At 64.0% G+C, this 12,308-nt stretch carries 11 protein-coding genes; 4 read left to right on the top strand and 7 right to left on the bottom strand.

The genetic code is table 11. The features are described 5' to 3' along the window. Window positions 1-60 precede the first annotated feature (60 nt). From ACP153_RS03660 to ACP153_RS03650, 3 genes are read left to right on the top strand one after another with little or no spacing between them, the layout of a single operon-like run. Window positions 61-789, top strand: coding sequence for a glucose 1-dehydrogenase (locus tag ACP153_RS03660; RefSeq protein ID WP_424969610.1), 729 nt, complete (start codon window positions 61-63; stop codon window positions 787-789). Beyond that, window positions 786-1,097, top strand: coding sequence for a hypothetical protein (locus ACP153_RS03655; RefSeq protein WP_424969609.1), 312 nt, complete (start codon window positions 786-788; stop codon window positions 1,095-1,097). The genes ACP153_RS03660 and ACP153_RS03655 overlap by 4 nt, the downstream gene beginning before the upstream one ends. Before the next feature lie 11 nt (window positions 1,098-1,108). Next, entirely contained in the window at window positions 1,109-2,080 is a 972-nt protein-coding gene (locus tag ACP153_RS03650) for a P1 family peptidase (protein ID WP_424970004.1), read from the top strand. Here ACP153_RS03650 and ACP153_RS03645 read toward each other — a convergent pair. Beyond that, window positions 2,077-2,850, bottom strand: coding sequence for an alpha/beta hydrolase (locus tag ACP153_RS03645; RefSeq protein WP_424969608.1), 774 nt, complete (start codon window positions 2,848-2,850; stop codon window positions 2,077-2,079). The two genes, ACP153_RS03650 and ACP153_RS03645, sit on opposite strands and share 4 nt — an antisense overlap. Window positions 2,851-2,931: 81 nt before the next feature. Between ACP153_RS03645 and ACP153_RS03640 the strand changes: the two genes are divergently transcribed. Further along, on the top strand, window positions 2,932-4,410 hold the full coding sequence (locus ACP153_RS03640; RefSeq protein WP_424969607.1) for an NAD-dependent succinate-semialdehyde dehydrogenase: 1,479 nt from the start codon (window positions 2,932-2,934) through the stop codon (window positions 4,408-4,410). Window positions 4,411-4,508: 98 nt separating this feature from the next. Here the strand turns inward: ACP153_RS03640 and lpdA are convergent, their stop codons facing one another. The 6 genes from lpdA to sucD form a co-directional block, all read right to left on the bottom strand. Next, complete coding sequence (lpdA, locus tag ACP153_RS03635; protein WP_424969606.1) at window positions 4,509-5,900, bottom strand: dihydrolipoyl dehydrogenase; 1,392 nt, start codon at window positions 5,898-5,900, stop codon at window positions 4,509-4,511. Between the two features lie 90 nt (window positions 5,901-5,990). Next, complete coding sequence (locus tag ACP153_RS03630) at window positions 5,991-6,380, bottom strand: MAPEG family protein (protein ID WP_424969605.1); 390 nt, start codon at window positions 6,378-6,380, stop codon at window positions 5,991-5,993. Continuing rightward, window positions 6,377-6,721: a hypothetical protein gene (locus ACP153_RS03625; RefSeq protein WP_424969604.1), complete on the bottom strand. Its 345-nt coding sequence runs from the start codon at window positions 6,719-6,721 to the stop codon at window positions 6,377-6,379. The genes ACP153_RS03630 and ACP153_RS03625 overlap by 4 nt, the downstream gene beginning before the upstream one ends. Before the next feature lie 54 nt (window positions 6,722-6,775). Continuing rightward, a complete protein-coding gene (odhB, locus tag ACP153_RS03620) occupies window positions 6,776-8,266 on the bottom strand; it encodes a 2-oxoglutarate dehydrogenase complex dihydrolipoyllysine-residue succinyltransferase (RefSeq protein ID WP_424969603.1) in 1,491 nt (496 codons plus the stop codon). A gap of 4 nt (window positions 8,267-8,270) precedes the next feature. Next, window positions 8,271-11,234, bottom strand: coding sequence for a 2-oxoglutarate dehydrogenase E1 component (locus tag ACP153_RS03615; RefSeq protein WP_424969602.1), 2,964 nt, complete (start codon window positions 11,232-11,234; stop codon window positions 8,271-8,273). A gap of 81 nt (window positions 11,235-11,315) precedes the next feature. After that, the gene (gene sucD / locus ACP153_RS03610; protein ID WP_424969601.1) at window positions 11,316-12,203 is read right to left on the bottom strand and encodes a succinate--CoA ligase subunit alpha; all 888 of its coding nucleotides are present in this window, start codon (window positions 12,201-12,203) and stop codon (window positions 11,316-11,318) included. Window positions 12,204-12,308 lie beyond the last annotated feature (105 nt).

The raw sequence follows: 12,308 nt of genomic DNA, 5'->3' as shown, positions 1-12,308 counted from the left end.
CGTTTCGGCTTGCGCGCTGCGGGGATCCTGAGCACCTTGGTCCCAAGGGGAGGAACCAGCATGCGCTTGGCTGAAAAGACCGCAATCGTGACCGGTGGGGGCTCCGGCTTCGGGGCCGGGATCGTCCGCAAATTCGCCGCCGAGGGCGCCTCGGTGATCGTTGCCGATATCAACCTGCAGGCCGCCCGTGATGTGGCCGAGGAGTTTGGCAGCATCGCGGCAGAGGTGGATGTGGCCGATGGGGCCAGCGTTGCGGCTTTGGCCGCAGCCCATCCCGCGCCGGATATCTTCGTGAACAATGCCGGGATCACCCATCTGCCGAAACCCATGGAAGAGGTGACCGAGGACGAGTTCGACCGGGTGCTCGCGGTCAATGCCAAGTCGGTCTATCTGACGGCGCGCCATTTCGTGCCCGGGATGAAGGCGCGGGGATCCGGCGCGATCCTGAACATCGCCTCGACCGCTGGGGTGAGCCCGCGCCCGAACCTGAACTGGTACAATGCCTCCAAGGGGTGGATGATCACGGCGACCAAGGCCATGGCGGTGGAGCTTGCGCCCCATGGCGTCCGCGTGAACGCCCTGAACCCGGTGGCGGGGGAGACGCCCTTGCTGGCCTCTTTCATGGGGGAGGACACGCCCGAGATGCGTGCGAAATTCCTGTCGACCATCCCGCTGGGCCGGTTCTCGCAGCCCGAGGATCTGGGCAATGCCGCGGCCTTCCTCTGCTCGGACGAGGCCAGCATGATCACCGGCGTGGCCATGGAAGTCGACGGAGGGCGCTGCATATGAGCGGGCCGCAGGACCTGCCCGCGGATATCGCGGTGTTCGCCGGCACCTTCGAGAGCCAGCCTCTGGTCTTCGCCCATCTCCTCGACGAGGCGCCCAATCTCGATTTCGACCAGATCGAAGTGCTGCAGGATCGCGGGATCCGCAAACGGCTGGAGGGGTTCTTTCCACCCGAGACGGTCACGCGGTTGCTGGTGGCGCTGGACGAGGACGACACGCTGGTCCTCATGATGCCCGATGCGGGCGTCTTCCCCGGCAGCGCGCGGCTCACTCCGTTGGGCTTTGCCCAGGGGACCCTGAGGCGCGCATGAGCGGGGTAGCCATGCGCCCGGGCGCCCGGAACCTGATCACGGATGTGCCCAGCTTGCTTGTGGGCAGTGCCGAGGATGACGGGCTGAAATCCGGCGTCACGGTGGTGACCGCCGACGCGCCCTTCACCGCGGGGGTCCATGTGATGGGCGGCGCGCCCGGAACGCGGGAAACGGATCTTCTCGCGCCAGACAAAACCGTGGAGCAGGTCGATGCCCTCGTCCTGTCCGGGGGCTCGGCCCTCGGGCTCGATGCGGCTTCGGGCGTGGCGGATGCTCTGCGCGCCAAGGGACGGGGCTTTGATGTGGGCGGTCAGCGGGTCCCGATCGTCCCCGCCGCGATCCTCTTTGACCTGCTGAATGGTGGCGACAAGGATTGGATGGTGAACCCCTATAACTGGCTCGGGCGGGAGGCGCTGGAGGACGCCTCGCCCGAGTTTGACCTGGGGTCCAAGGGCGCGGGGACCGGAGCCTTGACTGCGACCCTGAAGGGCGGGCTCGGCTCCGCCTCGCTGGTCTTGCCCGATGGAGCGACGGTCGGGGCTTTGGTGGCGGTGAACGCGCTGGGCTCCGCAACCGTCCCGGGGACGCGCCAATTCTGGGCTGCACCCTTTGAGATTGGCGATGAGTTCGGCGGCCTCAGTCTGGGCGCAGCGGATCCGACCGCGCTGCCCCCGATCAAGGGTGTGGCTCGCACGGCGACGACTATTGCCATCGTCGCCACGGATGCCGCCCTGACCCAGGCTCAAGCCACACGCATGGCTGTGGCGGCCCATGATGGGATGGCCCGGGCGTTGGTCCCGTCTCACACGCCCATGGATGGCGATCTGGTCTTCGCGGCCTCGCTCGGGACGCGCGCGTCTGATCCGCTGCTCCTGGGGCATGCGGCGTCCCTCTGCCTGGCGCGGGCGATTGCACGTGGCGTACATGCGGCCCGCCCGGCGCCGGAGGATGTGTTGCCCTGTTGGGTCGATCTGCCCGGCTAGGCCAGCAGGGCCGCCACCATCGGGCTCTCGGGATCGCGCAGATCATCGATCACGTCGAAATGGTGCCGTCCGGTCGCCACATGATGGGCCGCGCCCCAGGCCTCGGCCAGCCAACGGGCCTGATCGAGGAAGACAGGGCGCTCCTCTGCCCCGACCCAGACATCCACCGGGATATCCGGAGCAGGGGCAAGACGCGGGCTCTCGGCCTCGGCGCTCTCCGGCGTGAGGCGCAGGGTTTCGACCAGATCGATCTGCAGGAGCGGACGGAGATCACTGACCGGGGAGATTGGCAAGATCCGTTCGACCCGCGACAGCGCCTCGGGCGCGAGCTCTGCTGCCGGCATGCGCGCCACCAGATGCCCGCCCGCCGAATGCCCGGTGAGCCGGATCGGCCCGGGAATTTCCGCCGCCGCGGCCTCGACCGCGCGCCGGATGCAATCGGTGATCTCTGGAATCGTCACATCGGGACAGAGCGGATAGCTCGGCATCGCCACCGCCCAACCCCGCGTCAGCGGGCCGGCAGCGAAATGCGACCAATCCGTCCGGTCAAAGCGCCGCCAATAGCCGCCATGGACGAAGATCACCAATCCTTCGGGCGTACCCTCGGGCGTGAAGAGATCAAACGCCTCCCGCGGCCCCGCGCCATAGGGCAGGTCCAACCGCCCCGCCGCCTCGGCGCGAAAGGCCGCCGCCTCCGTCGGCCAGCGGGTCAGATACCCGGCAGCCTCGGGGATGAACCCGGCATTGTCATAAGCGGCGCTCCAATCCATCTGCTCTGCTCCTTGCTCTTGTCCTCGCCTTCCGGCGCGGCTAGCTCTTGGTCTGGCACAAGTGACGAGGGAGGGTCCAGAATGCTTGATACCGTGACCGATCTGCGCGGGCAGCTCAGCGATGCGACATTGCTGGAAACGCGGGCCTATATTGGTGGTGACTGGATCGAGGCCGATAGCGGCGCGACCTTCCCGGTGCGCAACCCGGCCCGGGGGGACCTGATCGCCGAAGTGGCGGATCTGGGCCGCGCCGAGACCGCGCGCGCCATCGCCGCCGCCGATGCGGTGCAAAAGGCATGGGCCGCGCGCACGGCCAAGGATCGCGCCAACGTTCTGCGCCGCTGGTTCGACCTGATCACCGAGAATACCGAGGATCTGGCCCGGATCCTGACCGCTGAGATGGGCAAGCCGCTCGCCGAGGCGAAGGGCGAGATCGGCTATGGAGCCTCTTTCGTCGAGTGGTTCGCCGAAGAAGGCAAGCGGATCTATGGCGAGACCATTCCGGCGCATCTCCCCGATGCGCGGATCCAGGTGATCAAGCAGCCCGTGGGGGTTGTGGGGGCGATCACGCCGTGGAACTTCCCCGTGGCGATGATCACCCGCAAAGCCGCCCCGGCGCTGGCGGCAGGCTGCGCGTTCATCTCGAAACCGGCCGAAGACACGCCGCTCTCAGCCCTCGCGCTGGCAGTCCTCGCGGAGCGCGCGGGGATCCCCGCGGGGCTCTTTGCCGTGGTGCCGAGCAACGATTCCGCGGCCATTGGCAAGGAATTCTGTGAGAACCACACGGTGCGCAAACTGACCTTCACCGGCTCGACCCAGGTCGGACGGATCCTGCTCGCGCAGGCGGCGGAGCAGGTGAAGAAATGCTCCATGGAGCTCGGGGGCAATGCGCCCTTCATCGTGTTTGATGATGCGGATCTGGATGCGGCGGTCGTGGGCGCCATGGCCTGCAAGTTCCGCAATGCCGGGCAAACCTGTGTCTGTGCGAACCGGATTTACGTGCAGGATGGCGTGTATGATGCTTTTGCCGAGAAGCTGGCCAAGGCGGTCGAGGCGCTCAAGGTCGGCGACGGGTTCGAGGAGGGTGTCACGATCGGCCCGCTCATCAACATGCCCGCCGTGGAAAAGGTTCAGGACCATCTGGACGATCTGCGTGCCAAGGGTGGTGATGTGATCACAGGTGGCGAGCCGCATCCGCTGGGGGGGACTTTCTTCACCCCTACCGTAGTCACTGGCGTGACCCAGGAGATGAAAGTCGCGCAGGAGGAAACCTTTGGTCCCGTGGCGCCTCTCTTCCGGTTTGAGACGGATGACGAGGTCATCGCCATGGCCAATGACACGATCTTTGGCCTTGCGGGGTACTTCTATGCCCGTGACATCGGGCGGATCACGCGGGTCTCCGAGGCGCTGGAATACGGTATTGTTGGCGTGAACACCGGGATCATTTCAACCGAGAGCGCGCCGTTTGGCGGGGTCAAGCAATCGGGTCTCGGGCGCGAAGGCTCCCACCACGGGATCGAAGAATACCTCGAGATGAAATACATCTGCCTCTCGGTTTGAGGGCCTGACTTAAGTCCGGAAATATCCCCGCCGGAGGCCAGAAATCCAAAGCCCCGCGCCATGGCGCGGGGCTTTGTCGTTTGCAGATGTCGCCTTGCTCAGGCGTGGATCGCGCCATCGCCACAGGCCAGAGCTGCTTCGCGCATGGCCTCGGAATAGGTCGGGTGCGCATGGCAGGTCCGGGCCAGATCCTCCGCCGCGGCGCCAAATTCCATGGCCACGCAAACCTCGTGGATCAGATCACCTGCCATGGGCCCGATCACATGGGCGCCCAGGATCCGGTCGGTCTTGGCATCGGCCAGCAGCTTCACAAAGCCCTCGGCGGCGAAATTCGCTTTTGCGCGGCCATTGCCCATGAAAGAGAACTTGCCGACCTTGTAGTCGATGCCTTCGGCCTTGAGCTGTTCTTCGGTCTTGCCGACGCTGCCGACCTCCGGATGGGTGTAGATCACGCCCGGGATCACGTCGTAGTTCACATGGGGGTGCTGGCCGGCGATCATCTCGGCCACGGCCATGCCCTCATCCTCGGCCTTATGGGCCAGCATCGGACCGTCAATCACGTCGCCAATCGCATAGATCCCGGCCACGCTGGTGCGGTAGCTGCCATCGGTGGCGACCTGGCCGCGCTCCGTCAGTTTGACGCCCAGAGCATCGAGGCCAAGGCCTTCGGTATAGGGTTTGCGTCCGGTGGAGACGAGGACGACATCTGCCTCGAGGCTTTCCTCGCTGTCATCCTTGCGCATCTTGTAGGTGACCGTGGCTTTGGTCTTGGTTGCGGCGACCTTCTGAACTGCGGCGCCGAGGATGAATTTCAGGCCCTGCTTCGTCAGGATCTTCTGGAACTGGCGCGCCACTTCCATGTCCTGACCCGGGGTGATGCCATCCATGAACTCGATGACGGACACTTCGGTGCCGAGGCGGGCATAGACCGAGCCGAGCTCCAGCCCGATCACGCCGCCACCGACAACGACCATGCGCTTGGGGATCTTGCCCAGCTCCAAAGCACCGGTGGAGGTCACGACGACCTTCTCGTCGATGGTCACTTCGGCGCCGGGGATCGAGGCCGCCTCAGAGCCCGAGGCGATGATGATATGCTTGGCCTCATGGACCTCGTCACCGACTTTGACCTTGCCGGCCTCGGGGATCGAGCCCCAGCCCCTCAGCCAGTCGACCTTGTTCTTTTTGAACAAAAACTCGACGCCCTTGGTGTTCTGGCCGATCACGTCATCCTTGTAGGTGAGCATCTGTTTCCAATCGACCTTGGGCGCAACCTTGAGGCCCATCTTCGCGAAGTTGTGCTCTGCCTCGTGCAACTGATGCGAAGCATGCAGCAGCGCCTTGGACGGAATGCAGCCCACATTCAGGCAGGTGCCGCCAAGGGTCTCGCGCCCTTCGACACAGGCGGTTTTCAAGCCGAGCTGCGCGCAACGGATCGCGCAGACATAGCCACCGGGGCCGGAACCGATGATGATAACGTCATAGCTTGCCATGGAGAGGTCCTTTCATGGGCGGGCGGGGGCTGAGGGGGCGCTGCCCCCGTCGCTGCGCGACTCCCCCGGAGTATTTCGGGAACAATGAGGTCATAGGAGCGCTGCCAGGATCATCGCGATGGTGGCGGCGAAGCCAACGAACCAGATGACCGAGCGCCATGGGGCCAGGCCCTGGGCATAGGCCGGAATGTAGAGAATCCGCGCGATCAGATAGGTATGGGCGCAGAGGGCGGTGAAGGGTGTGGATTGCTCCCCAAGGGTCACCACGACAACGGCGATGGTGAAGAGGATGAGCCCCTCGAAATGGTTGTTCATCGCGCGTTGGAAGCGTCCGGGGATGCCTGTGAGGTGGATCGGTTGGTCGCGGGGGCCGAGGGCTGTTTTGGATCCGACTTGCAGGTTGCCCGCAACGGAAAACAAGGTGAATTGGACCGCTTGGAGCAGGGCCGCGAGGGCAAGGACAGTAAGTTCGGGTGTCATCGGACAGGCGCCTTCCGTTGTTCACTCATCCAGATCACCAGACCGCATGCGGCGACGAATGAGAAAATGGCGTCGACCATGTTTACTGCGTTTTCTGGCGCGAAGCCGCCGGACATGGCCCCAAAGACATCCAAGATGCACAGTGGGAGCGCGAGATAGGCGACCCATTTTATGGGTCTTTTGAGTGCAGCCAAGAAGCCCCAAAGAATTGCGACGTTTGCTGTTGCCATGGTGACCTGAGCTGCCGTCGCCTCACCAAAGAAGGCCGCGAAAATGCGGACAGCCAGCCCAAAGATCGCCAGAGCGATCATCCACCTCAATGCTGTCAGGGTCAGCGACATGCGAGCGTCCCAAAGGGTCCGAGGCTGCCCCGGCGAAACGCCGGGGCTTGTTTCTTACAGATCCATCAACAGACGCCGCGGATCTTCCAGCGCTTCCTTGACGCGAACGAGGAAGGTCACAGCGCCTTTGCCATCCACAATCCGGTGGTCGTAGCTCAGCGCGAGATACATCATCGGGCGGATCTTGATCTCGCCATTGATGACCATGGGGCGGTCCTGGATCTTGTGCATGCCGAGGATGCCCGATTGCGGCGGGTTCAGGATCGGTGAGGACATCAGCGAGCCGTAGACACCGCCATTGGAGATCGTGAAGGTCCCGCCCTGCATCTCGGCCATGGAGAGCTTGCCGTCCCGGGCGCGCTTGCCCTTTTCGGAGATGGCCTTCTCGATTTCGGCAAAGCTCATGGCGTCTGCGTCGCGGATGACCGGCACTACGAGGCCCGTGGGCGTCCCGGCGGCGATGCCCATATGAACGAAGTTCTTGTAGACGATGTCCGTACCGTCGATCTCCGCATTCACTTCGGGCACTTCCTTGAGCGCGTGGCAGCAGGCCTTGGTGAAGAAGGACATGAAGCCGAGGCGCACGCCGTGCTTCTTCTCAAAGAGGTCCTTGTACTCCTTCCGCAGTGCCATGGTCTCGGTCATGTCCACCTCGTTATAGGTGGTGAGCATGGCGGCGGTGTTCTGGCTGTCCTTCAGGCGCTTTGCGATGGTCTGACGCAGGCGCGTCATCTTCACGCGCTCCTCGCGGGCCACATCATCTGCGGCAACGGGCGCGCGCGGCGCGGCAACCGCTGCCGGAGCAGCAGCTTTGGGGGCGGCCATGGCGGCGAGCACGTCGCCTTTCATGACGCGACCATCGCGACCGGTGCCCTGAACATCCGCCGATGACAGGTTGTTCTCCGCCATCAGTTTCTTGGCCGAGGGCGCATCCTCGACATCCTTGGCGGAGGCGGTGGGCGCCGCCGGTGCGGGAGCCGGTGCCGCAGGTGCCGCGACCGCGCCGGCCCCGCCGATCACCGCGAGCTTGGCCGTGGCATCCACGGTGGTGCCTTCGGCGGCCACGATCTCGGAAAGCACACCCGCCGCGGGCGAGGGCACCTCGACGGAAACCTTGTCGGTTTCCAGCTCGCAGAGCATTTCGTCCTGAGCGACCGTATCCCCCACCTTCTTGAACCAGGTCGAGACGGTGGCTTCCGTCACGCTTTCCCCAAGGGTCGGGACCATGACATCCACGCTCTCACCACCACCCGCGGCCGGAGCCTCGGCAGAGGCAGCCGCGGGCGCTTCGGCCGGGGCCGCACCTGCGCCTTCGCCGATCGAGGCGAGCAGGGCATCGACGCCCACGGTGGTGCCTTCTTCGGCCACGATTTCGGCGAGGGTGCCCGCAGCGGGGGAGGGCACTTCCACGGTCACTTTGTCGGTTTCCAGCTCGCAGAGCATTTCGTCGACCGCCACAGTGTCACCCGGCTTCTTGAACCAGGTGGCGACCGTCGCCTCGGTGACGCTTTCCCCCAGCGTGGGGACGCGGACTTCTACAGACATATTCTTATCCCTCAATCGTAAGCGCTTCATTCACGAGCGCGGCTTGTTGTGCTTTGTGCATGCTGGCGAGACCGGTGGCCGGCGACGCGGAGGACGCGCGTCCGGCATAGACCGGGCGGCTATGCTTGGCGCCGATGCGGCTCAGGACCCATTCGATATTCGGCTCGACAAAGGTCCAGCCACCCTGGTTCTTGGGTTCTTCCTGACACCAGACGATCTCGGCGCCTTTGAACCGCTCGAGCTCCTTCATCATGGCCAGCGCCGGGAAGGGATAGAACTGCTCCAGACGCAGCAGGTAGACATCCTCGATCCCGCGCGCGTCGCGCTCTTCCAGCAGGTCGTAATAGACCTTGCCCGAGCAGATCACGACCCGCTTGATCTTGTCATCGCTCACCAGTTGCGTATCGGAATTGCCCTGTTGGGCGTCATCCCAGAGCACCCGGTGGAAGCTCGACCCGGTGGTGAACTCCGCCGCCGTCGATACGGCCAGTTTGTGGCGCAGCAGCGATTTCGGCGTCATCAGGACCAGCGGCTTCCGGAACGTCCGGTGCAGCTGGCGACGCAGAATGTGGAAGTAGTTCGCCGGGGTCGTGCAGTTCGCAACGATCCAGTTGTCTTCTGCCGAAAGCTGCAAGAACCGCTCCAGCCGTGCGGAGGAGTGCTCGGGTCCCTGACCCTCGAACCCGTGGGGCAGCAGCATAACGAGACCGGACATGCGCAGCCATTTCCGCTCACCAGAGCTGATGAACTGGTCGAACATGATCTGCGCGCCATTGGCGAAGTCGCCGAACTGAGCTTCCCACATAGTCAGCGCGTTCGGCTCGGCGAGCGAGTAGCCATACTCGAACCCGAGCACCGCATACTCGCTGAGCGCACTATCGATCACCTCGTAGCGTGCCTGACCCTCGCGAATGTTGTTGAGCGGATAGTAGCGCTCTTCCGTGTCCTGGTTCACCAGACCCGAATGCCGCTGGGAGAAGGTCCCGCGGGTCGAGTCCTGCCCGGCGAGACGCACCGGATAGCCCTCGGTCAGGAGCGAGCCAAAGGCCAGCGCCTCGGCCGTGGCCCAGTCGAACCCGGCGCCACTCTCGAACATCTTGGACTTGGTTTCCAGAAGCCGCCCGACAGTCTTGTGCATCGGGAAGCCATCGGGCGCGCGGCAAAGCGCGGCCCCGACCTCGGCCATGGTCTCGGGCTTGATGGCGGTCTGACCGCGTTGGTAATCCTCTTTATCCGTTTGCAGGTGGGACCAGCGCCCATCCAGCCAATCGGCCTTGTTCGGCTTGTAGTCTTTGCCGATCTCGAACTCTTCGTTCAGATGGGCCTGGAACGAGGCCTTCATGTCCTCGATCTCGCCCTCGGGGATCAGACCGTCCTTGACCAGCCGCTCGGTATAGAGCTGCAGCGTGGTCTTCTGCTTCTTGATCGCCTTGTACATGATCGGGTTGGTGAACATGGGCTCGTCGCCCTCGTTATGCCCGAAGCGGCGGTAGCAGAAGATGTCGAGAACCACGTCCTTGTGGAACTTCTGCCGGAACTCGGTGGCCACCTTGGCGGCATGGACCACGGCCTCCGGGTCGTCGCCATTCACGTGGAAAATCGGGGCCTCGACCACCAGCGCGTTATCCGTGGGATAGGGGCTGGAGCGGCTGAAATGCGGCGCGGTCGTAAAGCCGATCTGGTTGTTCACAACGATATGGATCGTGCCGCCGGTCTTGTGACCGCGCAGGCCCGAGAGCGCGAAGCATTCGGCCACGACACCCTGTCCGGCAAAAGCCGCATCCCCGTGCAGCAGGATCGGCAGACAGGCGATCCGCTCTTCATCATTGAGCTGGTCCTGCTTTGCCCGCGCCTTGCCGAGCACAACCGGGTTCACCGCCTCGAGATGCGACGGGTTCGCAGTCAGCGACAGGTGCACGGAATTGCCGTCAAACTCCCGGTCCGCAGAGGCGCCGAGATGGTATTTCACATCGCCGGAGCCATCCACATCCTCAGGCTTGAACGAGCCGCCCTGGAACTCGTTGAAGATCGCGCGATAGGGCTTGGACATCACATTGGCCAGCACCGACAGACGGCCCCGGTGGGGCATGCCGATGATGATCTCCTTGACGCCCAGATTGCCGCCGCGCTTGATGATCTGCTCCATGGCGGGGACGAGGGATTCCCCGCCGTCGAGACCGAAGCGCTTGGTGCCCATGTATTTCACATGGAGGAACTTCTCGAAGCCCTCGGCCTCCACCAGCTTGTTCAGGATGGCCTTCCGGCCCTCGCGGGTGAACTGCACCTCTTTGCCCAGACCCTCGATCCGCTCTTTCAGGAAGGCGGCCTCTTCGGGGTTGGAGATGTGCATGTATTGCAGGGCGAAGGTGCCGCAATAGGTGCGCTTCACGATCTCGATGATCTGGCGCATGGAGGCGATCTGCAGACCCAGAACGTTATCGATGAAGATCGGGCGATCCATATCCGCCTCGGCAAAGCCGTAGGTCTTGGGATCAAGCTCCGGATGGGGCGTCTGGTTGCGCATCTTCAGCGGATCGAGATCGGCCACGAGGTGGCCCCGGATCCGGTAGGCGCGGATGATCATCAGGGCGCGGATACTGTCGAGCACGGCGCGCTTGATCTGGTCATCGGTGACCTCAACGCCCTTCTCGGCGGCTTTCGCTGCGATTTTCTTGCCGGCGGCTTTCGCTTCGGTCGGCGCCGGGGCGGGCCATTCGCCAGTCAGCGCACCGGTCAGGTCGTCGCTCGGCGCGGGCGGCCAGTCGCCTCGTGACCAGGACGGGCCTGCCGCTTCGGCTTTGACGTCCATTTCGGCGTCCCCGAGGGCGCGAAAGAACTCGGCCCAGGCCGCATCAACCGCATTGGGGTCGTTGGCATATTGCGCATAGAGCTGCTCGAGATACTCGGCATTATGCCCCTGCATAAACGAGGAGGCATGAAAAACATCGTTCGGGCTTTGGTCGGTCATGGGATCCCCCCTCGAAGAGTGTTGGACGGTGCAGGCCCCGGCGCGCTCTGCGGCGCTCCGCCGGGACCTGAACTTGCTGTATCAGCCGTTCTCGATGGCCTTGAGAACGGCTTCGCCCAGGCCCGCGGGGCTTTCGGCCACCACGATGCCTGCGCTCTGCATGGCTTCGATCTTGTCTTCAGCGCCACCTTTGCCGCCCGCGACGATCGCACCGGCATGGCCCATGCGACGGCCCGGAGGGGCGGTGCGGCCCGCGATGAAGCCAGCGGTCGGCTTCCAGCGGCCCTTCTTCTTCTCGTCGGCAAGGAACTGGGCGGCTTCTTCTTCGGCGGAGCCACCGATCTCGCCGATCATGATGATCGAAGTGGTTTCGTCATCGGCCAGGAACCACTCGAGCACGTCCAGATGCTCGGTGCCTTTGATCGGGTCACCGCCGATGCCAACACAGGTGGACTGGCCGAGGCCCACATCGGTGGTCTGCTTGACCGCCTCATAGGTCAGGGTGCCGGAACGGGACACAACGCCCACGGAGCCGCGCTTGTGGATATGGCCGGGCATGATGCCGATCTTGCAGGCATCGGGCGTGATCACGCCGGGGCAGTTCGGGCCGATCAGACGCGAGGAGGACCCCTCAAGTGCGCGCTTGACCTTCATCATGTCGAGCACCGGGATGCCTTCGGTGATGCAGACGATCACTTCCATCTCGGCATCAATGGCCTCGAGGATCGAATCCGCGGCGAAGGGCGGCGGCACGTAGATCACGGTCGCATTGGCCTCGGTCACATGCTTGGCCTCGTGGACCGAGTTGAACACGGGCAGGTCCAGATGAGTCATCCCGCCTTTGCCGGGCGTGACGCCACCGACCATCTTCGTCCCATAGGCAATGGCCTGCTCGGAATGGAAGGTGCCTTGGCTGCCGGTGAAGCCCTGGCAAATGACTTTGGTGTTTTCGTCGATAAGTACGGCCATTGGGTGTCCTTCGGGTCGTTTATGTCATTGGTCGCGACATCATGTGTCGCGTGATCGTGCGGGTCTGGCTCCGGGAGAGAGCCTGAGATGCGCGGGGCCATGAGA

The sequence above is a fragment of the Dinoroseobacter sp. S76 genome, assembly GCF_049801095.1.
Lineage (GTDB): Bacteria > Pseudomonadota > Alphaproteobacteria > Rhodobacterales > Rhodobacteraceae > Dinoroseobacter.
The sequence above is the reverse complement of the archived record's forward strand: the minus strand, read 5'-3'. Positions and strand labels throughout refer to the sequence as shown.